The organism is Tsuneonella troitsensis (genome assembly GCF_001441535.1).
GTDB lineage: Bacteria > Pseudomonadota > Alphaproteobacteria > Sphingomonadales > Sphingomonadaceae > Tsuneonella > Tsuneonella troitsensis.
Genome location: NZ_LMAU01000001.1, coordinates 523,766 through 545,417 on the forward strand (window position 1 = coordinate 523,766; position 21,652 = coordinate 545,417).

Annotated in this window: 27 protein-coding genes; 8 read left to right on the forward strand and 19 right to left on the reverse strand. The window is 66.3% G+C overall.

Annotation, left to right across the window (positions count from 1 at the left end):
* Positions 1-7 precede the first annotated feature (7 nt).
* The 5 genes from AR323_RS02620 to argB form a co-directional block, all read right to left on the reverse strand.
* Entirely contained in the window at positions 8-730 is a 723-nt protein-coding gene (locus AR323_RS02620; protein WP_057882368.1) for a hypothetical protein, read from the reverse strand.
* A gap of 46 nt (positions 731-776) precedes the next feature.
* Entirely contained in the window at positions 777-1,673 is an 897-nt protein-coding gene (gene folD, locus AR323_RS02625; protein ID WP_057882369.1) for a bifunctional methylenetetrahydrofolate dehydrogenase/methenyltetrahydrofolate cyclohydrolase FolD, read from the reverse strand.
* On the reverse strand, positions 1,673-1,954 hold the full coding sequence (locus AR323_RS02630; RefSeq protein WP_057882370.1) for a YggT family protein: 282 nt from the start codon (positions 1,952-1,954) through the stop codon (positions 1,673-1,675). The genes folD and AR323_RS02630 overlap by 1 nt, the downstream gene beginning before the upstream one ends.
* A 72-nt stretch (positions 1,955-2,026) precedes the next feature.
* Complete coding sequence (locus AR323_RS02635) at positions 2,027-2,581, reverse strand: hypothetical protein (protein WP_152980284.1); 555 nt, start codon at positions 2,579-2,581, stop codon at positions 2,027-2,029.
* Positions 2,582-2,588: 7 nt separating this feature from the next.
* The gene (argB, locus tag AR323_RS02640; protein ID WP_057882372.1) at positions 2,589-3,500 is read right to left on the reverse strand and encodes an acetylglutamate kinase; all 912 of its coding nucleotides are present in this window, start codon (positions 3,498-3,500) and stop codon (positions 2,589-2,591) included.
* A gap of 282 nt (positions 3,501-3,782) precedes the next feature.
* Between argB and AR323_RS02645 the strand changes: the two genes are divergently transcribed.
* Complete coding sequence (locus AR323_RS02645; protein ID WP_057882373.1) at positions 3,783-4,220, forward strand: nuclear transport factor 2 family protein; 438 nt, start codon at positions 3,783-3,785, stop codon at positions 4,218-4,220.
* A gap of 61 nt (positions 4,221-4,281) precedes the next feature.
* Here the strand turns inward: AR323_RS02645 and AR323_RS02650 are convergent, their stop codons facing one another.
* Positions 4,282-4,770: a PA2169 family four-helix-bundle protein gene (locus AR323_RS02650; protein ID WP_057882587.1), complete on the reverse strand. Its 489-nt coding sequence runs from the start codon at positions 4,768-4,770 to the stop codon at positions 4,282-4,284.
* Between the two features lie 104 nt (positions 4,771-4,874).
* A complete protein-coding gene (locus AR323_RS02655) occupies positions 4,875-5,168 on the reverse strand; it encodes a TFIIB-type zinc ribbon-containing protein (RefSeq protein ID WP_057882374.1) in 294 nt (97 codons plus the stop codon).
* A gap of 111 nt (positions 5,169-5,279) precedes the next feature.
* On the opposite strand from AR323_RS02655, the gene AR323_RS02660 reads away from it, so the two are divergent.
* Together AR323_RS02660 and AR323_RS02665 are read left to right on the forward strand one after the other, a co-directional pair.
* Positions 5,280-5,912, forward strand: a complete 633-nt coding sequence (locus tag AR323_RS02660; protein WP_057882375.1) for a hypothetical protein — start codon at positions 5,280-5,282, stop codon at positions 5,910-5,912.
* A gap of 23 nt (positions 5,913-5,935) precedes the next feature.
* Positions 5,936-6,520 carry a thermonuclease family protein gene (locus tag AR323_RS02665; RefSeq protein ID WP_057882376.1) on the forward strand — a complete coding sequence of 195 codons (585 nt, stop codon included), beginning with the start codon at positions 5,936-5,938 and terminating at the stop codon, positions 6,518-6,520.
* Between the two features lie 80 nt (positions 6,521-6,600).
* Here the strand turns inward: AR323_RS02665 and AR323_RS02670 are convergent, their stop codons facing one another.
* Positions 6,601-6,945, reverse strand: coding sequence for a hypothetical protein (locus AR323_RS02670; protein WP_057882377.1), 345 nt, complete (start codon positions 6,943-6,945; stop codon positions 6,601-6,603).
* 297 nt (positions 6,946-7,242) lie between these two features.
* On the opposite strand from AR323_RS02670, the gene AR323_RS15330 reads away from it, so the two are divergent.
* Positions 7,243-7,476, forward strand: coding sequence for an HNH endonuclease (locus tag AR323_RS15330; RefSeq protein WP_407701068.1), 234 nt, complete (start codon positions 7,243-7,245; stop codon positions 7,474-7,476).
* Positions 7,477-7,532: 56 nt separating this feature from the next.
* Positions 7,533-7,910, forward strand: coding sequence for an endonuclease domain-containing protein (locus AR323_RS02680; RefSeq protein WP_057882379.1), 378 nt, complete (start codon positions 7,533-7,535; stop codon positions 7,908-7,910).
* A gap of 113 nt (positions 7,911-8,023) precedes the next feature.
* On the opposite strand, the gene AR323_RS02685 is transcribed toward AR323_RS02680, so the two are convergent.
* The 9 genes from AR323_RS02685 to AR323_RS02725 all read right to left on the reverse strand — a co-directional run bounded on the left by AR323_RS02685 (position 8,024) and on the right by AR323_RS02725 (position 18,855).
* The gene (locus AR323_RS02685) at positions 8,024-8,422 is read right to left on the reverse strand and encodes a hypothetical protein (RefSeq protein WP_057882380.1); all 399 of its coding nucleotides are present in this window, start codon (positions 8,420-8,422) and stop codon (positions 8,024-8,026) included.
* Between the two features lie 157 nt (positions 8,423-8,579).
* A complete protein-coding gene (locus tag AR323_RS02690) occupies positions 8,580-9,644 on the reverse strand; it encodes a ribonucleotide-diphosphate reductase subunit beta (RefSeq protein WP_057882381.1) in 1,065 nt (354 codons plus the stop codon).
* Positions 9,645-9,860: 216 nt separating this feature from the next.
* On the reverse strand, positions 9,861-11,873 hold the full coding sequence (locus tag AR323_RS02695) for a ribonucleoside-diphosphate reductase subunit alpha (RefSeq protein ID WP_057882382.1): 2,013 nt from the start codon (positions 11,871-11,873) through the stop codon (positions 9,861-9,863).
* Positions 11,874-12,370: 497 nt separating this feature from the next.
* A complete protein-coding gene (locus AR323_RS02700) occupies positions 12,371-12,970 on the reverse strand; it encodes a hypothetical protein (RefSeq protein WP_057882383.1) in 600 nt (199 codons plus the stop codon).
* Positions 12,971-13,004: 34 nt separating this feature from the next.
* Positions 13,005-13,937, reverse strand: coding sequence for an alpha/beta fold hydrolase (locus AR323_RS02705; protein WP_057882384.1), 933 nt, complete (start codon positions 13,935-13,937; stop codon positions 13,005-13,007).
* A 53-nt stretch (positions 13,938-13,990) separates the two neighbouring features.
* Positions 13,991-15,682: a serine hydrolase domain-containing protein gene (locus tag AR323_RS02710; RefSeq protein WP_161808706.1), complete on the reverse strand. Its 1,692-nt coding sequence runs from the start codon at positions 15,680-15,682 to the stop codon at positions 13,991-13,993.
* A 148-nt stretch (positions 15,683-15,830) separates the two neighbouring features.
* Positions 15,831-16,337 (reverse strand): hypothetical protein, encoded by a 507-nt coding sequence (locus AR323_RS02715; protein WP_152980285.1) that lies wholly within the window; start codon positions 16,335-16,337, stop codon positions 15,831-15,833.
* A gap of 328 nt (positions 16,338-16,665) precedes the next feature.
* Positions 16,666-18,249 carry an L-aspartate oxidase gene (nadB, locus tag AR323_RS02720; protein ID WP_057882387.1) on the reverse strand — a complete coding sequence of 528 codons (1,584 nt, stop codon included), beginning with the start codon at positions 18,247-18,249 and terminating at the stop codon, positions 16,666-16,668.
* Positions 18,250-18,324: 75 nt separating this feature from the next.
* The gene (locus AR323_RS02725; RefSeq protein WP_057882388.1) at positions 18,325-18,855 is read right to left on the reverse strand and encodes a DUF6265 family protein; all 531 of its coding nucleotides are present in this window, start codon (positions 18,853-18,855) and stop codon (positions 18,325-18,327) included.
* 157 nt (positions 18,856-19,012) lie between these two features.
* Between AR323_RS02725 and AR323_RS02730 the strand changes: the two genes are divergently transcribed.
* A complete protein-coding gene (locus AR323_RS02730) occupies positions 19,013-19,201 on the forward strand; it encodes a hypothetical protein (RefSeq protein WP_152980286.1) in 189 nt (62 codons plus the stop codon).
* A gap of 46 nt (positions 19,202-19,247) precedes the next feature.
* Complete coding sequence (locus AR323_RS02735; RefSeq protein WP_057882390.1) at positions 19,248-19,637, forward strand: hypothetical protein; 390 nt, start codon at positions 19,248-19,250, stop codon at positions 19,635-19,637.
* A 7-nt stretch (positions 19,638-19,644) separates the two neighbouring features.
* Here the strand turns inward: AR323_RS02735 and AR323_RS02740 are convergent, their stop codons facing one another.
* Both AR323_RS02740 and AR323_RS02745 read right to left on the reverse strand, forming a co-directional pair.
* Entirely contained in the window at positions 19,645-20,382 is a 738-nt protein-coding gene (locus tag AR323_RS02740) for a class I SAM-dependent methyltransferase (RefSeq protein ID WP_057882391.1), read from the reverse strand.
* Positions 20,383-21,315 (reverse strand): ABC transporter ATP-binding protein, encoded by a 933-nt coding sequence (locus tag AR323_RS02745; RefSeq protein ID WP_057882392.1) that lies wholly within the window; start codon positions 21,313-21,315, stop codon positions 20,383-20,385.
* Between the two features lie 55 nt (positions 21,316-21,370).
* Here AR323_RS02745 and AR323_RS02750 point away from each other — a divergent pair, with 55 nt between their 5' ends.
* Positions 21,371-21,619: a zinc-finger domain-containing protein gene (locus AR323_RS02750; RefSeq protein ID WP_057882393.1), complete on the forward strand. Its 249-nt coding sequence runs from the start codon at positions 21,371-21,373 to the stop codon at positions 21,617-21,619.
* The last annotated feature ends 33 nt before the right edge of the window (positions 21,620-21,652 follow it).

Below are 21,652 nucleotides of genomic sequence, written 5' to 3' on the forward strand. Positions count from 1 at the left end.
GATAGCCTCAGCAGCTGGGCGCGGGAGCGCCCGAGGCGACCGGCGGGACGGAAGAGGTGCGGCGGAAGACCTCGCGCATCGACCCTTGCGACAGCGCGGTCACGATCAGCGTGCGGCGGCAGTCTGGGGCGAGAGCGGTGGTCCAGGACAGGGTCGCGTCGTCCGAGCTGGCGGATTGCCACGCCTCGCCGCGCCGGGCGCGCGGTATCTTGCGCAGTCGGTTGGCCTGACCCTTCTGGCATTCGGCCTTGCGCCCGCTGATCATTTCGCGCGCCGCGTAACCGTCTTCGAGGTCGAAGCCCTGGTCGATCACCCAGCGATATTCGCCGTCGTTCTGGCGCTGCCAGATCGTCGCGAAGCGGCTCTTGCGTCCGTCGGGATAGGTGGCCGGACCGGTCGAGAAGCCGAAGCTGCCGTCGCAGCTGGTCCACACGAGGTCAGGGCCCCAGACGATCGGCTGCGCCGGGTCGGCCTGTCCCTGGAGCGAGGATTGCACGTTGACCCAGCCCGGCGACGGCCAGACCGCGTCGTTGGTCGCGTATTCGCGAAACGCGGTCCACGTGCCTTTTTCCCGCGCGGCGCGGGCGAAGGCGAGTTCGGCGGCAATCACCGTGCTCGGCTCGCCGCGCGGAGCCAGCGTGCGCGCGGCGGGATCGCGCGGCATCGTATTGGTCGCGCAGGCGGAGAGCGACAGGGCGACGAGCGCGGCAGCGGCGAGGGACCGGATCATCCGCCCTGTCTAGGCCGCCGGACGACCGCTGCCAACACGCGGGCCTTCAAGGCAGATCGGTCGGCGGTGCCAGACCCTCGCGCCGATGCGCCGCGACCACCGCGTTGCGCAGCAGAACGGCGATCGTCATCGGGCCGACTCCGCCCGGCACCGGGGTAATCGCCCCGGCAACCGCGGCGGCTCCGTCGAACGCCACGTCGCCGACCAGCCTGCCCTTCGCCGCGCCGGGTTCGGGCGCGAGGCGGTTGATGCCGACGTCGATCACCGTGGCTCCGGGGGCGATCCAGTCGCCGCGGATCATCTCGGGCCGGCCGACTGCGGCCACGACGATCTCGGCGGCGCGGACCACCGCGGGCAGGTCGCGCGTCCGGCTGTGGGCGATGGTGACGGTGGCGTTGGCGTTGACCAGGAGCTGCGCCATCGGCCGCCCGACGAGCTGCGAACGCCCCACGACGACCGCGGTCTTGCCCGACAGGTCGCCCAGCCGATCCTCAAGCAGCATCATGCAGCCCATCGGCGTGCAGGGAAACAGCCCGGCCTGCTGGTTGGCGAGGCGTGCGATATTGGTGTCGGTCAGTCCGTCGACGTCCTTGTCGGGATCGATCAGCGCGATGACCGCCTTGTCGTCGAGGTGGCCCGGCAGCGGCAGCTGCACGAGGATGCCGTCGACCGCCGGATCGGCGTTCAGCCGCCGGACGAGCGCCTCGAGTTCGTCCTGGGCGGCATCGCCGGGCAGCTTGTGTTCGAAGCTGGCCATGCCCGCCGCGATCGTGGCCTTGCCCTTGGACGCGACGTAGACGTGGCTCGCCGGATCGTCGCCCACCAGCACGACCGCGAGCCCCGCCTTGCGTCCCGCCGCCTCCTCGAACGCGCGGGCCGCGTGGCCGACCTTGTCGCGCAGCGCGGCGGCGAACGCCTTTCCGTCGATCACCTCCGCCGGCATCAGATCGGCCTCAGGCTCTCGAGCACGATGATGAGGGCGTAGATCAGCAGCAGCAGGACCATCGGCGAAAAGTCGATCGCGCCGGTATCGGGCAGGACCCGGCGGATCGGGCGCAGCACCGGCTCGAACAGCCGTGCGATCGCATCGTGGACCGCGACGAAGAACTGGTTGTCCCGCCCGATCACGTTGAAGCTGAACAGCAGTCCGACGATGAACCAGATGATGACGAGCATGTTCGCGGTGTTCGCGAGCATGATGAAAATCTGGATCAGCGCGTCCATCGAAGGTCCTTTTCGGGTTGCAAGCCTGCCTCTAGCCGAGGGCCGGGCGGTGTATCAACAGGGTAATACGGGTTAGCGCCATTCGAGACGCTCGATGTGCCAGCGAAGCTGGTCCGCGGTTGCGCCCGGCACGTCGTTGACCCGCCGCACGGTGATCGTCCCGTCGCGCCGCGCAGGGCCGTCGAGCCGCCGGGCGGTCAGGGTGACGGGCACCGCGTAGAACAGCGACCCGGCGGCGCCCTCGACCTCGCCGTCCCCCAGCGCGATAGTGATGCCTTCGTAGGCCGCATAGCTGGCGGCGTATTCCTCGGCCGATTGGCCGCTCTTGCCGCCGCCATCGCCGAACAGCAGGCGGGCGCTGTCGAACGCCCCTTTCTCCATCGCCGCGGCCCAGCTGAGCAGAACGTTGCGCGCGCCCTTCTCGCCGCGTTCGGCCTCGGGCGTCAGCTCGGGCGGGGCGAAGCGCGGATCGATAGATTCGGTCGCGGCTTCGTTCGCCTGGGGCGCGGCGGGTTCGGAAGCGGATGTCGTCGCCGCAGCGCTCGGCGCAGGTTCGGCGTCAGGCTCTGCAGCGGGCTGGCAAGCGGTGAGCGCCAGTGCGGGCAAGAGAACAAAGCGTACCGTCATGGGCGGATCAGCCCTGCCCGTCGGCATCGGCGCGGATCAGCGTTCCGGCGCCGCGCGCGGTGAAGAATTCCAGCAGCATCGCGTGGGGCACGCGCCCGTCGAGCACCACCGCCGCTTCGCACCCGGCCTCGACCGCGTGGACGCAGGTCTCGAGCTTGGGGATCATGCCGCCGCTGATAGTGCCGTCGCGCTGAAGCTCGGCAATGGCGGACGGGGTCAGGTCGGTCAGCAATTCGCCCTGCTTGTCGAGCACCCCGGCCACGTCGGTCAGCAGGAACAGCCGCGCCGCGCCGAGCGCCGCCGCTACCGCGCCCGCCATCGTATCGGCATTGATGTTGTAGGTGTGACCGTCCACGCCTGCACCGATCGGGGCGATCACCGGGATCATCCCGGCCGCGACCGCGGTGTCGATCAGCGTGGTATCGACCACCGACGGCTCGCCCACGAAGCCCAGGTCGATCGCCTGCTCGATGTGGCTGTCCGGATCCTTGCGCGTGCGTTCGACCTTGGTCGCGGTCACCATGCCGCCGTCCTTGCCCGATACGCCCAGCGCCTTGCCGCCGGCCTTTGCGATCCAGCCGACGAGTTCCTTGTTGATCGCGCCGGACAGGACCATCTCGGCAACCTCGGCGGTCGCCTTGTCGGTGACGCGCAAGCCGTCGACGAACGTGCTCTCCACGCCAAGCTTTTTCAGCATGGCGCCGATCTGCGGGCCGCCGCCGTGCACCACGACCGGATTGATGCCGACCGCCTTCAGCAGCACGATGTCCTCGGCAAAATCGCGTGCGGCGCCCGGATCGCCCATCGCGTGGCCGCCGTACTTCACCACGAAGGTCCGCCCGGCGTAGCGCTGGAGATAGGGCAGCGCCTCGATCAGCACTTCGGCCTTGGCGAGCATCGCCTGGGTGTCGCCGGTCATCCTTGCATCCTTCGCTCGTCACGCCCCCTGCTTACAATGGGCGCGTTCGATGGGCGTGGCGGGCGCTTAGCGGCAACTCGCCCGCGAGGAAAGCGTGGGTTCGGGCCGCCTTCCTGTGGCTGTCGTGCAACGGGTAACGGGATGCGCCGTGGAGCGGCTCGGCATAAACTCTTGAAGTGCGGCCTTTAATGCCACCCATCGATTTGCACGGCGACCGCCGTTGCGATCCGCTCGCAACGAATGGTAAGGTCGGACCACCGAAAAAAACAAAACGGGTTGCAAGTGACAGATAATTTCCGGCAGCGCCTGGCCGCTGCCTACGAGGTGTGGGGCGCGAGCGCCGGCACCACGCCCGCGCGCTTTTTCGAGCTGATGGACGAGGCGATCGAGTTTCACTCGGTCCTGGAGCGCGAGTTTCCGCGCGATCCCCTGAGCGGCCCGTTCAACGGGCGAACGGCGGTGATCGGGTACTGGTCCGCCATCGCGGAAAGCTGGGAACTGCTGTCCAGCAAGACCGATGCCCTCGTCGGCGACGAGGACCGGGTGGTCTGGGTCGGCCGGGTTCGCTGGCGCCACCGGCGCACCCTGCGCGAGTTCCAGTCCACCAAGGTCGACGTGTGGTCGGTGTGGCAGGACCGCGCGATCCGCTATTTCGAGATGTTCGACAGCGCCGGGTACGCCCGCGCGACCGGCCAGCTCGAGCCGGCGATCTCGCAGTAAAGCGAACGGGCGGCGCACCCGTTAAGGTACGCCGCCCGCTGCGTTATCGGTCAGGCCGCGATCAGTTGATCGCGTGCTTGAGCTGGCTCATCTGGTCGTGGCCGGCGCGGACCGAGGTGTAGGCTTCCTCGACCGCGGCGCGGGCCTCGACCGGCAGGTCCTTGTGCTTCAGCGCGGCCTCGAATTTCTCCTTGAGGTAGTCCTCGCCGCTCTCGACCGAGTTCACGATCGCTTCGTCGTCGCGGCCGACGACCGCTTCCTTGAGGTTGATCCACCCGCGGTGGATCGCACCGGCGGTCGTGCCGTCGTCTTCGGGGTTGCCGCCCAGGCGGGCGACCACGGCCTGAAGCTTGGTCACCGCGGTCTGGCGTTCCTGCGCGCGGGCATTGAACAGCTCGGCGAAGCGGGCGTTCTCGGTGTCGGCGGCAGCCTTCTGGTAGCCGTTCACCGAATCGATCAGCGTCGCGATCAGGGTGTTGAGGGTGGCGGTGTCGCCGGTCGTCGCATGGGTCGTGGCGGCATCGTTGCGGACATAGGCATCGGTAGTCATGTTTCTGATTCCCTTGTGGAATGGATTGAACATGACTCAAGCGCACGGGGCCTGCGGACGTTCCGGCATTTCGTCGCAGCCACCGCGCGGCTCGTGCGATCGCCTCAGTCGAAGATCTCCTCGATCCACGACTTGCGCTTCTTGTAGGGCTTGCCGTAGCTGCCGTGGCCGAAGCCGCCGTGCTGCGCGCCGCCATGCTGGGCATAGCTGGGCGCGGGGCGCTGGGCGGGCGCTGCAGGGGCGCTGCGCTCGATGATCTTGTCGAGCTCTCCCCGGTCGAGCCACACGCCGCGGCACTGCGGGCAATAGTCGATCTCGATGCCTTGCCGGTCGCTCATCGCCAGCGGGACGCGGCAGACGGGGCATTGCATGGCGGCGACTTCGGCTTCGGTGCGCATCGGGGCTGGGTCCTCTCGAGTGATTGTCGTGCCACCGAAATGGGGAGGAGGCAGAGGCCGATCAAGCACCGCGCCTTGCCGCGCCCGCCCCGGACTGCCAGACCGCGTGTCATGACCATTGCCCCGCGCGCCGCGCTCCTCGCCCTCGTTTCCGCCCTTGCTCTTGCCGGATGCGCCACCGTGCCGGCCCCGGCATCTTCGCCGCAAGACGCGTTCTGGCAGGCCCTGAGCAGCCATTGCGGCAAGGCGTACGCCGGCGGCCTCGTCAGCACGCAGGAGGCGGACGCCGACATGCGCGGCAAGGCGATGGCGATGCACGTCCGCACCTGCTCGGCCGACCGGATCGAGGTGCCGTTCCACGTCCAGCAGGCCGACGGCACGTGGGACCGCAGCCGCACCTGGGTGTTCACCCGGACCCCTGACGGACTGCGCCTCAAGCACGATCACCGCCACGCGGACGGATCGCACGACGCGGTCACCATGTACGGCGGCGATACTGCCGGCGAAGGCACCGCGCGGGCGCAGGACTTCCCGGTCGACGCGGAAAGCATCGCGCTGTTCGAGCGCGAGGGGCTCAACGTGTCGGTCACCAACGTCTGGCGGGTAGAGGTCGACCCGGCCGGGGCTCGCCAGGGCAAGTTCGCCTACCAGCTCACCCGCCGCCCACCGAGCGACCGCCTGTTCCGCGTCGAGTTCGATTTCGCCCGCCCGATCGCCCCGCCGCTCGCGCCCTGGGGCCACTGAGCCACGGCGACGGCGACGGTTCCGTGGGTAAGTCCCTGCGCTTTCGTCGCAAGCCGCGCTGGCGCCGCTCCGCGCCCAGGCCGGCGCGCTTCCGCACGAAGGCGCGCCCGAAGTCGTGGGGCCAGGCGCTGTCCGAAGTGCGGCCGATCCTCCTGTTCATCGCGCTGGCCACGCTGGCCGTGCTGCACCAGACCCCCGGCTTCTACGAGCCGCCCGCATTCCTGCAGAGCGATCCGCGAGAGGTTTCGGGCCAGTTCACCCGTTGCGGTCCGGGACGAGGCACCTTCTGCGTGGTGGACGGCGATACCTTCAAGCTGGGCGACGACAGCTTTCGCGTAAGCGGGATCGACACTGCCGAGATCGACGCCCGCTGCCCGGCAGAGGCCGCGCAGGCCGAAGCCTCCGCCGCCGCGCTGCAGCGCTGGCTCAACCGCGGGCCGTTCCGCATCGCCACCCGGCTGGACGAGCCGACCGACCGATATGGCCGCACGCTGGCCATCGTGAAGCGCGCGGGCGCGGACGGCGGCGAGGACCGGCTGGCGGAATTCATGCGCGATGAGGGCGGCGCGCGCTGGTACGACGGGGGCCTGCGCGGCGGCTGGTGCTGAGCCATACGAAAATGGCCGCCGCTTCCGGTTAGGGAAGCGGCGGCCGTCTCGCGAGGTCGACTGCGAGATTCCCTTAAAGGTTATTCCTGCCCGAAGTCGGGATCGTCCTGGCTCCGGTCGCGCCGGTTTTCGGACTGCTCGGCCTGCCGGGCGTGCTCGCTGTCGGGGGAATAGCGGTCGTCCTGCTCGTCGCGCGGCTCGCCGGGCGCGCGGTTGCGGCCCTTCTCGCCCTGCTCGAACTGCGTGTCGCCGACGCGGCCGCTCTGGCTTCCCGGCGCGCCATAGTCGTCGCGGTCGCTGCCGGGCTGCATGCCCTGCTGCCGCTCACCGGGAGCCTGCTCGCGGCCCGACTGGTTCTGGGACTGCTGGTTGTCACGCTGCCCCTGCGACTGGCGATTCCCGCCGTTGTCGTTCTGCTGGTTCATCGGATCATCCTCTCGTGTCGTTGGATACCCGCACCCGGCGGGCACACGAGAGGAAGTTACGTGCGGCGCGATTGGTTTCCGCCGATGCGCCGGACCGGGAGTCGCTTGCGCCAAGCGGCTGGAATGGCGCGGGAATGTTGATGGATGTTAGGGAAAGGTCCCGATTATCCTACAAGCCATATCCCGATCTAAGATCTTTCCATGACTAGATGGAACAAGACTTCCAAATGGAAGCGCTCGATGATCGCGCGGCTGCTCAAGCGGGACGGCGAGGATTGGTGGCTATGTGGCCGTGCGATGCCTGATCCGCCCAGGCACCCGAACAAGCGACGAACGATCGAACACCTCAACCCGAGAAGCCTCGGCGGCGGCGACGAGGAGTCCAACCTCGTCGTCTGCCACCAACACTGCAACATGCACCTGCGCGACCGCCCGCCGGACCGGAAATTGAAGATGCGGGCGAAGTGGAGGCGATTTCTGAAGAAGGGCCCACCCCCAACCCCTCCCGCAGGCGGGAGGGGGACCAAGTAGCGCAACCTACTCCCCTCCCGCTTGCGGGAGGGGCCGGGGGTGGGCAAGATCGCTAAATGCCCGTCCCGCAATGGAAACCCCGCAACACCGTCCGCGCGCAGGCGCTGCGGCGGCAGGCTACCCCTGCCGAGCGCGAACTGTGGCGCCACATCTCGCGCAGCCAGCTAGGCGTGCGGTTCAGCTGCCAGATGCCGGTCGGCCCGTTCTTCGCCGACTTCCTCTGTCGCGAGCTCAAACTGGTGATCGAACTCGACGGCTTAAGCCACGACCTGGAACCGGAGCGTGACGCCAGCCGCAACCGCTGGATGGCGCGCGAGGGCTACACCGTCCTGCGCTTCGCCAATGCCGATGTGTTTGCGAACATGGAGGGCGTCGTCACCGCGATCCGGCTGGCGGTGGAGCGGCAGCGGGCATCACGACTGGCCCACCCCTAACCCCTCCCGCAAGCGGGAGGGGGATCAATAACGCTACCAACTCCCCTCCCGCTTGCGGGAGGGGCCGGGGGTGGGTAAATTCTAGTTCGGGGAATGAGAAGTATCGTTAGAACTTAGTCGATCTGAATGTTTAGAAGTAACCGGACGAGCACGAAAGCTAAATAGCCAAGCGTGATTAGACCTGTTGCCATTAGCAAAGCGACGGAAGCATTGATCCAGCGTGGAAAGAGGCGTTGGTGGACAACTGGGACGGCCTTGGCCGGTCCTTCTTTTGCGCGGACGGAAGCGATTTGCGGGCCATTCAAGACCTGCAACGTTACGTTCTCACCAGGCCCAAGAAATCCAACCTCTAAAATCCACTCTCCTCGAGCACCAATGCGGGTCGAGTGATCGATCGTAGGTACGATGCTATAACCCCAAGGAAGAACTCCCGGTTCGGCGACGAATTGTATCTCAGTGGCGCTCTTGCGTCCGTTATTTTGAACTATGATCTGCCCAGCCCTAATGTTCATTGGGGGCCTACCCTCCTCTGGAGGATCAAGTTGAAAGGCAGTCGAATTTGGACTTAAGACAATCAAGCGTGGCTTTCCCGCAAGCCAGTAAGCAAACCATGAGGCCGCAAAGGCAATCATGGCCGACCAAAATACCGTCCAGAATTCGGGCAATACCCTACTCCGCCGCCTGCACCCCAGCCTCGTCCCCGAACAGGCCCGGCTCGCTAGTGTCCGCCACGTCGTTCGCGCCGTCGCCGGCCTTGGCCTTGCGGCGGCTGTCGAAGCTCGACCACACGTCGTTCCAGTTGCCGCGGGTGGCGGCCTTCGAATACTCGGTGGCGCGGGTTTCGAAGAAGTTGGCGTGCTCCACGCCGTTCAGCAGCGGGGCGAGCCAGGGGAGCGGGTGGTCCTCGACCATGTAGATCGGCTGGAAGCCGAGCTGGCCCAGGCGCCAGTCGGCGATGTAGCGGATGTAGCGCTTGATCTCCTTGGCGCTCATGCCCGGGACCGGACCCTGCTCGAACGCCAGGTCGATGAAGGCATCCTCCAGCCGCACCGTCTTCTGGCAGGCGTCGATGATGTCTTCCTTGACCGCCTTGGTCAGGCAGTTCCGCTCGGCGCAGAAAGCGTGGAACAGGCGGGTGATGCCTTCGCAGTGCAGGCTTTCGTCGCGCACCGACCAGCTGACGATCTGGCCCATGCCCTTCATCTTGTTGAAGCGCGGGAAGTTCATCAGCATCGCGAAGCTGGCGAACAGCTGCAGCCCTTCGGTGAAGCCGCCGAACATGGCGAGCGTGCGGGCGATATCCTCGTCGGTGTCGACGCCGAATTCCTGCAGGTAGTCGTGCTTGGCCTTCATCTCCTCGTACTCGAGGAACATGCCGTATTCGCTTTCGGGCATCCCGATCGTGTCGAGCAGGTGGCTGTAGGCGGCGATGTGCACCGTCTCCATGTTGGAGAAGGCGGTCAGCATCATCTTGATCTCGGTCGGCTTGAACACGCGGCCGTACTTGTCGTGGTAGCAGTCCTGCACCTCGACGTCGGCCTGCGTGAAGAAGCGGAAGATCTGCGTGAGCAGGTTGCGCTCGTGGTCCGAGAGCTTCTGCGCCCAGTCGCGGCAATCCTCGCCCAGCGGCACTTCCTCGGGCAGCCAGTGGACCTGCTGCTGGCGCTTCCAGAACTCGTAGGCCCACGGGTATTCGAAGGGCTTGTAGGTCTTGCGGGCTTCGAGGAGCGACATGGCGTGGTCCTTTGCGGGTCTAGCGGGCGGCGGGCGTGGAACCCGCGGGGCCTTCGTGAATTGGGTGGTTAACGACCGCGAGGAATGCAATTTCCTGCGGCCGCATGAGGGAAAAGCGCGGACGGTGTTCCGAATTTTCCCCTTTTCGCGGGGCACCGTCCCGCACCCTCGCGCCCCTCTGTTTCGACAGGGGGGCGCTCTGGTATTCGGGCCGGCTCACTGACAGGCCAGGCACTCGTCGTAGTCCGTCGTGGGCAGTTCGTACTTGGCGGCCTCGGGCGTGTTGTCCGCCTCCACCCCGCCGGCGAAACCGGCGCGCTGCACGCTCTTGGAGCGGAGGTAGTACAGGCTCTTGATGCCCTTCTCCCACGCCTGGAAGTGGAGCATGGCGAGGTCCCACTTGTCGACGTCTGCGGGGATGAAGAGGTTGAGGCTCTGCGCCTGGTCGATGAACGGCGTGCGGTCGGCCGCGAATTCGAGCAGCCAGCGCTGGTCGATCTCGAACGAGGTCTTGTAGACCGCCTTTTCCTCGGGCGTGAGGAAGTCGAAGTGCTGGACCGAGCCGCCCTTCTCCAGGATCGAGTTCCACACGTTGGTGGAATTCTTCGACTTCTTCTCGAGCAGCTTTTCGAGGTACGGGTTCTTCACGATGAAGCTGCCCGACAGCGTCTTGTGGGTATAGATGTTCGCCGGGATCGGCTCGATGCAGGCCGAAGTGCCGCCGCAGATGATGCTGATCGACGCGGTCGGCGCAATCGCCATCTTGCAGCTGAACCGCTCCATCGCGCCCGCGTCGGCGGCGTCGGGGCAGGGCCCGCGCTCCTCGGCCAGCACCATGCTCGCTTCCTCGGCCTTGGCGGCGATGTGCTTGAACATTTTCAGGTTCCAGACTTTCGCCATCGGGCTTTCGAAGCCGATGCCCTTCATCTGGAGGAAGCTGTGGAAGCCCATCACGCCCATGCCGACGCTGCGCTCGCGCATCGCCGAATAGCGGGCGCGCGACATTTCCTCGGGCGCGCGGTCGATATAGTCCTGCAGCACGTTGTCGAGGAAGCGCATCACGTCTTCGATGAAGGTCTTGTCGCCTTCCCACTGCTCCCAGGTTTCGAGGTTCAGCGACGACAGGCAGCAGACCGCGGTGCGATCGTTGCCCAGGTGGTCGATGCCGGTCGGCAGGGTGATTTCCGAGCACAGGTTCGAAGTCGATACCTTGAGGCCCAGTTCGCGGTGATGCTTGGGCATCATGCGGTTCACCGTGTCGGAGAACACGATGTAGGGTTCACCCGTGGCGAGACGCGTCTCGACCAGCTTCTGGAACAGGCTGCGCGCATCGACGGTGGCGCGCACCTCGCCCGTCTTGGGGCTGGTGAGCTGCCATTCGTCGCCGGCGCGGACCGCTTCCATGAAGGCGTCGCTGATCAGCACGCCGTGGTGCAGGTTCAGCGCCTTGCGGTTGAAGTCGCCCGAAGGCTTGCGGATCTCGAGGAACTCCTCGATCTCGGGGTGCGAGATATCGAGGTAGCACGCGGCCGAGCCGCGGCGCAGCGAGCCCTGGCTGATCGCCAGCGTCAGCGAATCCATCACGCGGACGAACGGAATGATGCCGCTGGTCTTGCCGTTGAGGCCGACCGGCTCGCCGATCCCGCGCACGTTGCCCCAGTAGGTGCCGATGCCGCCGCCCTTGCTGGCAAGCCAGACGTTCTCGTTCCAGGTGTTGACGATCCCGTCGAGGCTGTCGGAGACCGAGTTGAGGTAGCAACTGATCGGCAGCCCGCGATTGGTGCCGCCGTTCGACAACACCGGCGTCGCCGGCATGAACCACAGCTTCGAGATGTAATCATAAAGCCGCTGGGCGTGGTCCTGGTCGTCGGCATAGGCATCGGCGACGCGAGCGAACAGGTCCTGGTAGTTTTCGCCCGGCAGCAGGTAGCGGTCGGTCAGCGTGTCCTTGCCGAAATCGGTCAGCAGCGCATCGCGCGATTCGTCCGTGACGACGCTGAAGCGCCGGTCGGCGATCTTCTTGCTGTCTTCGGCAGGCTTCGCCGCGGCCTTCACCGCGCCGGACATCGCCTCGGCAACCTTCTCGGCGACCAGCGCCTCGCTGCCCTTGTCTGATCGATCCATCTTCACCGCCGCGTTCTTGGAAGCAGCCGGCTCGGGCGAGGTCGCGTGGTCCGCAGTCGTCTCGTCGAGCCCCATGGCTGCCTCGTTTCCAGTCCTGAATTCCATCGTTGCCCCGTCCGTTCTTTCTGCCTTCGGATCACCCGGCTTTCCCCGTCCGGTGTTCCGCATTCGTTCGATTCGGGGCCCAAGCCCCCGTGCTACCATTTCCCGGGTCCGGGCGGGGATAAACTTTTCCCCAGATCGGTCCCCGATGTCGGTGCGAAGGGCCTTGCGCGACGCAGTTTCGTGGGCCCGGCTGATATGGGGATCGCCGCGCTGTGAAACTAGGTCTTGTGGGTCCCCCTCAGTCACCAACCTAGCAATAGTGATTCAATCGGGACTCGGGCGCAATAGGGTCAACTATCGATTAACCGCGATTCGAGCGTCAGGGGCCGGGTGTATTACCTTTGTGCAACGCCGCGACGCGCCGGATTTCCAAGGCCCGCGAGCAGTGCAAGTGGCAATCGCGATTGTGCGAAATTTTTTTTGTCCCCGAAGCTTCGCGGTCCGGTTTGAATCCGGGCCAGCAATTTGCGAATCCGGCGGCGCAATTGGTGTGCCGATCAGGTGGCCAGACAATCCCCCCGGCCGTCCGCGGCCTTGCGTGCCGAATCGTTCTGGCCCGGTCCCGGAGCGACCTTCGCCACGATGCAGGGCGCGCTCCCGAGCTTTACCGCGAGCAGGTACGACGTCTCGGGCGCGGGATAGGGCTCTTCCGCCACGTTGTAGCGCACGATCAGCGAATCGGGGGTGAACCGCTCCTGTTCGTCGCCGCGCCATTCCGCGGTGGGACCGAACGAACTGAACGCGCCGCCGCTTATCCGGCTGGTCGGGAGGGTATGCGCGCCGTACGGTCCCTCAAGGGTCATCGACTGGCGAGCATCCGAGTCGGAAATTCGCACCGCCCATCCGCCGGGGCCAGGGCACAGGGTTTCGGTGTAGGGCATTTCCTCCACCTCCTGACGCACGACCCGGCATTCCTCGAGCGAGGTGAAGCGAAACGCGCGGCCTGGCACGGTCGTCAGTGCAGGTTCGGCGGGGGGAGGCGCTGCCGCGGCGCCAGCGCTGGACGAAGGGGCCGAATCCGGCACGGCCGATTCCGGCTCCTGCGAGCAGGCGGCGGCGAGGAGGGCAAGCACGCTGGCGCCGAATACACGGATCATGGGCAACCAACCCGCCCGCGCCGGAAAAGCTCCGTCAGGCGGCGGCCGGCTGGGCCCTGTCGGTCCGGGTCTTTTCCGCTTCCTGGGCCGCTTTGGCGTGCCGAGCGATCGCATCGGCGATCTCGTCGACCAGTTCGGTCGGCAGGTCGTGACCCATGCCCGGCACGGTCTTGAGCGTCGCGCCGGTGATATGGCGCGCGGTGTCCTCGCCGCCGGAAAGCGGGACGAGCGGGTCGGCCTCTCCATGAATCACCAGCGTCGGCGCCTTGACGCTGCGCAGCCGCTCGCGCCGGTCGCCATCGGCGATGATCGCGGCAAGCTGGCGGGGGAAGCCGGCGGGATAGAAGCTGCGCTGGATCAGTGCACGGCTGCGTTCGCGCAGGGCCTCTATGTCGGGGCGATAGGCTGGGCTGCCGATCGCATGGGCCACCTTGACGCCGTGCGCGACAAGCGTTTCCTCGTCCATCGAGGCGGGCCGCTTGGTCAGGACCGAGATCGCCTCGCGCTTGGCGGGGGGCAGCTTGCGATTGCCGGTGGTCGACATGACCGAGGTCAGGCTGATCACGCGGTCCGGGTGGGAAAAGGCCATGTGCTGCGCGATCATCCCGCCCATGCTGGCGCCGACCACGTGCGCGCGATCGATGCCGAGCGCGTCGAGCAGCCCGATCCCGTCGTCGGCCATGTCGGCCAGGGTATAGGGAACCCGCGGCTTCAGCCCGAAGCGCGCGGACAGCATCAGGCGCACGATCCCGGGTGCCTTGGCGCCTTCGAACTTGTGGCTGAGGCCGATGTCGCGGTTGTCGTAGCGGATCACCCGAAAGCCGTGCTCGACCAGCGCATCGACCAGCTCCATCGGCCACAGCGTCATTTGCGCGCCCAGACCCATGACCAGCAGGATCGGCGGCGCGGCGGGATCGCCGAAATCGTCGTATTCGAGTTTGATCCCGTTCGCTTCGATCTGCGCCAAGCCGTCGTCCCCTTATAGGTTGCGGGACGAGACTAGATGTCGTGGGAGCGCTGTCAATCGGTCGGAGGAGCGTCGCGCGTCGCCGGCAACTGTCCGCCGCCCTGGTGGATCACGAGGCCGGACACCTTTCCGTCGGCCTGCTCGAACACGACTCTTGCATCGACGCCTACCGCGGCAAATTCCCGCTCGCCGGTCGCGCGCAGCGGAACCGGCGGCTGCCCGCCGAGCTTCAGGGTGAGCACGGCGTCATCGCGCACGGCGACGACGATCGGCGCGAACGCGGAAGTGTAGTTGCCCGCATAGGTATCGAGCACGTCGCGCGGCACGGCGAAGCTCGCTGTCGCAGCCGCGGGAACCGGGCCGGTCCGCACCGCCCGCTCCGCCTTGTCCGCGCCGTTCTGGTGCATCATCATGGCGTAGGTGCCGGAAGGCTCGCGCACCAGTTCGAACCAGTTGAGGCTGTCGGGGCCATAGAAGAACCGGTTGTCGCCGGCGTGATAGACGCGGCTTTCGCTCGCCCCGCTACGCTGGGTGTAGAGCTGGCCTTCGCGCAGGAAGAAGGAGCGGGTCGTGTCGCCCCCGTCGATCCGGTAGAGGCCCAGCGCCGGCTCCAGCGTCGCGGCTTCGAACGGCGTTTCGGTGAACACCGGATACGGCTTGCCGATCGCTTCGGCGGCCAGCCTGTTCATCGTCAGCCCGGCCGATGCGATGCCCGAATCGGCATTGGTGAACACCGCGACGAACAGGTCCTTTTCCGGCAGGTAGATGCTGTCGGTCGAGAAGCCGAATATGCCGCCGCCATGCCCGATCGCCTTGACCCCGCGCACGTCGCCCTGACCAATGCCGTAGCCATACGGTTCGCTCTTGCCGTCGGGAAGCGCGGTCGGTGCGATCATCTCGGCATAGAGCGGCGCGGGGACAACCTTCCCGGCGTGCAGCGCCTGTGTCCACCGCGCCAGATCGCCCACGGTGCCGATCAGCGCGCCTGCCGCGTGGGGCACGCTCATATGAATCTTCTGCGCCGGCGTGAACTTGGCCCCTTCGCCGCCCGTGTAGCCGACCGCGAAACCGGGTGTCCGGGATTCCTCTCCGCCATAGCGGATCGTCGCAAGGCCGAGCGGCGATGCGAGCCGTTCGCGGACGACCTCGTGCCACGGCTTGTCGGCGACCGCCTCGATCACCGCGCCGACGAGGACGTATCCGGAATTGTTGTAGTCCCACTTCTCGCCCGGCTGGAACGCGGCCGGCTGGTCGCGGAACTCGGCGATCAGCTCGGCGGTGGTGTAGGGCCGGTTGGTCTTGGCCTCCACCATCCACCCCGGAATGCCGGTATAGGACTGGATGCCCGACGTGTGGTTGAGAAGCTGGCGCACCGTCGCGCTCGCGCCCGGTTCGGGATAGCCGGGCACGAACTGCGACACCTTGTCATCCAGCGACAGCTTGCCTTCGGCGACGAGCTGCAGGAGCGCGGCGGCGGCGAACTGCTTGGTGATGGAGCCCAGGCGAAAGACCGTTTCGGGTGTGATGTCGGTACCGGCGGCAATGTCGGCCTTGCCCGACCCGCCGGCGAATACGACCTTGCCGCCTTCGGTCACGATCACCGCAGCTCCCGGTCCGGTGTCGGGATAGGCCTTGTCGATCAGCGCCTGTGCGCGGGCGGCGAAGCCTTCGTCGACAGCGAAGGCCGGTGCGGACAGGGCGAGCGCACTGGCGGCGGCGACTTTCAAAAGGCGTGCGGAAACCACGATATCGACCTCCCCAAGGTGTAATGCTCGCCTAATACACCAAGGGTGGGGCCGGTCAAGGTCGCGTGCCGCACGCGGCAACACCGCCGTCGCCGTATCCGCAGTACGGCGGCGGCGGTGCCTACCCGCCTGTCAGGAACAGGACGGGTTACCGGCGCGTGGAATTGAACGCGAGAACCCGGCGCTCGGCGGTCGATCGGGCGAGCCGCTCGGTTTCCCATCCCGCAAGCTTGCGCGATAGATGACGCATGTGCGCCTCGTCGTTGGCGAGCAGGATGTTGACGATAACCTCGTTCGTCGCGGCATGGGCTGCGGGCAGGGGCGGCAGGTCGCGCAACCTCGAAACGGCCCGTCTCGCGGATGATTTGACTGCGCTGGACGCGGCGCTGCGATAGACCTCGATGTCGCGCGGACTCCCGTCGACCCCGCGGCTGAAGCGCAACTGGACGATGCCGGTATGCGCCTCGCCCGGGCGCATCATGCGCTCCTGGTAGGCGAGTTGGTCGTCGAGCTTCTGCCCGACATTGTCGGTCCAGTTGCGAACTTCGGGGACGCCGGACACGACGAACCCTTCGTCCGGCGCCTGCTGAGCAAGGGCGCCTGACGGCAGGACAAGCAAGGCTGTGGAGAGTGCGGCTGCAAGATACGCGTTCATTTTGATCATCCTCTCATGACGAATGGATGATCGGCCAAAAAGGCCAAATCGCACGAATGCACGACCGTTTGTTATTTAATGAGCTAGCGAATTGGGTCCAGTGGTCGATCAGGATCGCGGATGACTGCGGACCACGCGCTTTCCAATGCGGAGATAAAGCGCAGTTTTTAACAAAAGTCAAGAATAATTTCAAAACCGAGGCGAATCATGCAATTATATTGCGGTATCCGCAAATGATAACATTCTGTTGCTTATTACCTCGGACCCTTAGCCAAACGATCGGCTAGCGTACGAAACATACCGCCTCATGTAACGACTCGGCATCGGCTCACGGGATCAGCACGGTGTCCCGCGCGACAGGATCGGTCTCGGGGTAATCGAGGATATAGTGCAAGCCGCGGCTTTCATGGCGTTTCAGCGCGCTCTTCACGATCAGGTCCGCGCACTGGTGCAGGTTGCGCAGTTCGATGAGGTCGGTGGTGACGCGGAAGCTGCCGTAATAGTCCTCGATCTCCTGCGCGAGCAGGTCGATCCGGTGCGCCGCGCGTTCCAGCCGCTTGGTGGTGCGGACGATCCCGACGTAGTTCCACATCATCCGCCGGATCTCGGTCCAGTTCTGCTTGATGACCACTTCCTCGTCGGAATCGGTGACGCGGCTTTCGTCCCATTCGCGGATCGCCGGCGGATCGTCCATCTCGTCCCACGCGGCCAGGATGTCGCTCGCCGCAGCCTCGCCGAACACGAAGCATTCGAGCAAGCTGTTGGACGCCAGGCGGTTAGCGCCATGCAGTCCGCTTTCGGTGCATTCGCCGGCGGCCCACAGCCCCGGCAGGTCGGTCCGCGCGTCGAGTCCGATCAGTACGCCGCCACAGGTGTAGTGCTGCGCGGGGACGACCGGGATCGGCTCCTTCGTCATGTCGATGCCGAGGCTGGTCAGCTTCTCGTCGATGTTGGGGAAGTGCGCCTTCACGAACTCCGCGGGCTGGTGGCTGATATCGAGGTGGACGTAATCGAGGCCGAAGCGCTTGATCTGGTCGTCGTTCGCGCGCGCCACGATGTCGCGCGGGGCAAGCTCCATCCGTTCCGGATCGTACTTCGCCATGTAACGCTCGCCGGTCGAGGGATTGATCAGGTGACCCCCTTCGCCCCGTACCGCCTCGGTGATGAGGAAGTTCTTCGTCTCGAGGTTGTAGAGGCAGGTCGGGTGGAACTGCATCATCTCCATGTTCGAGACGCGGCAGCCCGCGCGCCATGCCATCGCGATGCCGTCTCCGGTCGCGCCTCGCGGGGCGGTGGAGAACTGGTACACCCGGCCCGCGCCGCCGGTCGCCAGCACGGTCGCCCGCGCGACGTGCGCCTCGACCTTGCCGGTCGCCTCGTCGAGCGCATAGACTCCCCACACCCGCCCGGATCCCGAATACTTTGCCGCGTTGCGTCCGGTGATGAGGTCGATGCACGCGCGGCCCGGCAGCATCGTCACGTTGGGATTGGCCTCGGCCGCCCGCAGCAGCGCTTCCTGCACCGCCCACCCGGTCGCATCGTCGACGTGGACGATGCGGCGGTGGCTGTGGCCGCCCTCGCGGGTCAGGTGCAGCGTGTCGCGGTCCATGTTGAACGGCACACCCAGATCGATCAGCCGCGCGATCGAGGCAGGGGCGTTCTCGATCACGAATTCGACGGTCTCGAGCCGGTTGAGGCCCGCGCCGGCGATCATCGTGTCGCGGATATGGTCCTCGAACGTGTCGCCCGCGTCGAGCACTGCGGCGATCCCGCCCTGCGCCCAGGCGGTCGATCCCCCGGTCAGCGAACCCTTGGCGAGCACGAGCACGCGCCGCGTCTCGGCCAGCGCCAGCGCTGCGGTGAGCCCGGCGGCGCCCGAGCCGATCACGATCACGTCATATGAAGCGGTCATCGACGCGTCATGACGGGCCGCACGCGCCCCCGCAAGCGCGTTGGCGATCGGGCTGCCACTGAGATCGAATGGCGCCTATCGCGGCGGCAACCGGCGATAATCGAATTCTAGGGATGCCGGCGAGCCATCGGGCTTGTTGTCCATGGCGACCAACACTTTCAGACGGTCGGGACCGACTTGGGTGAACGTGGCCGGCCCGAACACCCATTTGCCGGGTTCGCGCGCGCGCAACTGGAAATGCAGCGCGGCGTCGCCTTCCCTCGCTTCCCAGCCGGTCAGGTCGGCGTGGAAGTGCTTGAGCCGCATGACCAGGCTCTCGCCTTCGGGTTCGATGGTGATCAGTTCGTAGAAACGGACCCCGCCAGTTCCGTCGAGCTGCCAGAAATGGCCGACCATCCGGTCGCTGCCGACGCGTGAAAAACTTTCGCCTGCCGGATGGCCATCGATCCCGGTGCCCGCCCAGTCGCCCATCAACCAGTCGAGGTCCGCGACGGTGGCGGGCGGACGCGGAACCGAAGTCGACTGGACTCCCGGCGGAGGGGCAGCCCCTGCACAAGCCGCAAGCGACGACAACGCCAGGACAAGCGGTACGACAATCGGACGCATTTCGGTTCCCCCCAGTCAATCGGAAGGGCACGCCCATCCCGCCCTCTCAATGTACGGCGGCATTAGCACGTTTCGGCGATTCCGACATTGCCACGCCGAGGCAATTCGTTAGCCCTGACGAGGCAGGGGATTCGGGGTCGTGAGGGTCGTTACAGATATGAAAATCGCTCACCTGGCGTGCGCGTTCGGTCGGCATAGCGTCGACATGAGCGCGGTGCGGCGCATCCACGGCGGGTCGGTCAGCCGCTGCCGGCACTGTGCCACGCCGATGGAGGAAAGCATGCCACACCACTGGACGGTCCAGTACGTGCGCGATGCGGGGCTGGCGGACCGCATCCTCCGCTGAATGCGATTGCCCTTGCGGTAGCGGGCCGGTGGGCTAGCGGCAGGCGATGCAGCTTGCCGCGCTCATCGTCGTTATCCTGTTCGCATTCTGGATCGGCGGGGCGGGCGCCTATGCGCTGGCTCGTCCAGAAAAGGCACGCGCCGCCATCGGACAATTCGCGAGCAGCCACAGGGTCAACCTGATCGAACAGGCGCTGCGGGGACTGGCTGGCGCCGCGCTCGTCGTGCGCGCGCCCGAAGCGATCACACCTGCCGTGTTTCACTGGGCCGGGTGGATCATCGTGGTAACAGCAGTGCTTCTCGCAAGCCTGCCGCTGCGCTGGCACGCGGGCTATGCGCAGTGGTGGTCGCGCAACCTGCCGCTGTTGCTGGTGAAGGTGGGCGGGGTTTTCGCGCTCGCGCTCGCCGGGGTCCTGGCTCGGGCTGCCTTGGGTTGAGAGCGGTTCAGGAGCCCCGCGACACGACGAGGCAATAGCCTGCGTCGATACTGTCCTGTCCAAGCAGGTGGCCGTAGCGCGCGTTCCACGCCCCGCTCTCGAGATCGGCGGCGAGGCGTGCGAAGCCGTCCTCTGCACCTTCGATCTTCCAGAACGACGATATCGCTTTGCGCACTGCCGGGTCGAGGTAGGCGCGCGGTCGGCGCCAGTATGCGTACAGGAACCCGTCGGTGCAATCGTGGGGGATCGGGACCGGGATGACCTCCACCTCGCCCAGCACTTCGCCATAAAGCGACAGCTTGGGCATCGTTGCGTCATCGAGCTCGGCGAGCTGGGGCCAGTAGTCGAGAATCCATGCGACCCGACTGTCCGGGTCGAAGGTCAGCAGGACTACCGGCCCCCGCGAAACCCGGCGCATTTCTTTCAGGCCTTTGGCGGGATCGGACCAGTGATGGACGGTCAGCACGCCCATTGCCGCATCGAAGCTGTCGGCTTCGAACGGCAGGTCTTCCGCGACGCCTTGCACCGCCGGCGCGGCGTGCGCGGGTCGCTGGGCGATCATTTTCGCCGACGGCTCAAGGGCGATCACCTCGCGGTCCAGCGGCTCGTAGCTGCCGGCGCCTGCACCCACGTTGAGGACCCGCCGCGCATCGCCGAGCGCGTGGTCGATCATGGCCGCAATGCGCGGGTCCGGCCGCCGCAGGTTGGCGTAATCGATCCCGATCGTATCGTAGAGCGCTGCCACTCAGGCCCCGGTCAGCTGGACGAACACGTCCTCCAGGTCCGCCTCGCGCGTGGTCACGTCCTCGATCACCAGCCCCATGTCCTGCACGAGGCCAAGCACCTGTCCGGCGGTGATCGCTTCCTTGTCGTAGGTGATCTCGACCGTGCGATCGCCTTTCTTGACGCTCTTCTTGAATGCGGCGTGCGCGGGCGGGGCGGCGAGGTCGCGATCGACGGTAATCTCGACGACCTTTTCGCCCATCATGCCGACGAGTTCGCGGGTCGGTTTGTTGGCGATCAGTTCGCCGTGGTTGATGATCGCGATCCGGTCGCAGAGCTGCTCGGCTTCCTCGAGGTAGTGGGTGGTGAGCACCACGGTGACGCCTTCGCGGTTGAGGCGGGTCACCAGCTCCCACAACTGCCGTCGCAGTTCTACGTCGACCCCGGCGGTCGGCTCGTCGAGCACAAGTATCGGCGGCGCGTGGACCATCGCCTTGGCGACCAGCAGGCGGCGCTTCATGCCGCCCGACAGCGTGCGGGCATAGGCATCGCGCTTGTCCGACAGGTGCACCGCCTCGAGCAGTTCGGCCGAGCGTCGCTGCGCCTTGGGCACGCCGTAGAATCCGGCCTGGTTCTCCAGCACCTCGAACGGGGTGAAGAACGGGTCGAAGACGATTTCCTGCGGCACGATGCCGATCGACCGCTTGGCGTTGCGCGGGCTTGCGTCGATGTCGAAGCCCCAGATATCGGCGCTGCCGCTGGTCTTCATCACGAGACCGGCAAGGATGTTGATCAGGGTCGACTTGCCCGCGCCGTTGGGGCCGAGCAGGCCGAAGATCTCGCCCTGCGGCACGTCGAAGCTGACGCCCTTGAGCGCCAGCTTGCCTTCCTCTCCCTTCGCTCCGGCATAGCGCTTCACCAGATTGTCGATGCGGATCGCGGGGGGTGTGGTCATGCGGCGCGATTAGGCCCGTTGCGCGCCGCTCGCAACAGCGGTATCCGCGCCGGCCATGAGCATCCCGCCTCCCGAAGTCAGCCTGGTCACGACCCACCGCGTCTGGTGCGATGGCGCCAACGACATCCGCAGCGGCAAGAACTACCGTCCCGCCGCGCTGGGTCACCCCAAGGTCTGGCTGGAGATCGACGAGCACGGCTATGTCGACTGCGGCTATTGCGACCGTCGCTTCGTGCTGCAAGGCGGCCCGGCCGACGGCGCCGACCAGGCTTCTCTCAGGGACATTGCATCCGGCGCAAGCTAGATTTCGGCGGCGGCAGGGCCCATATCCGGGTCC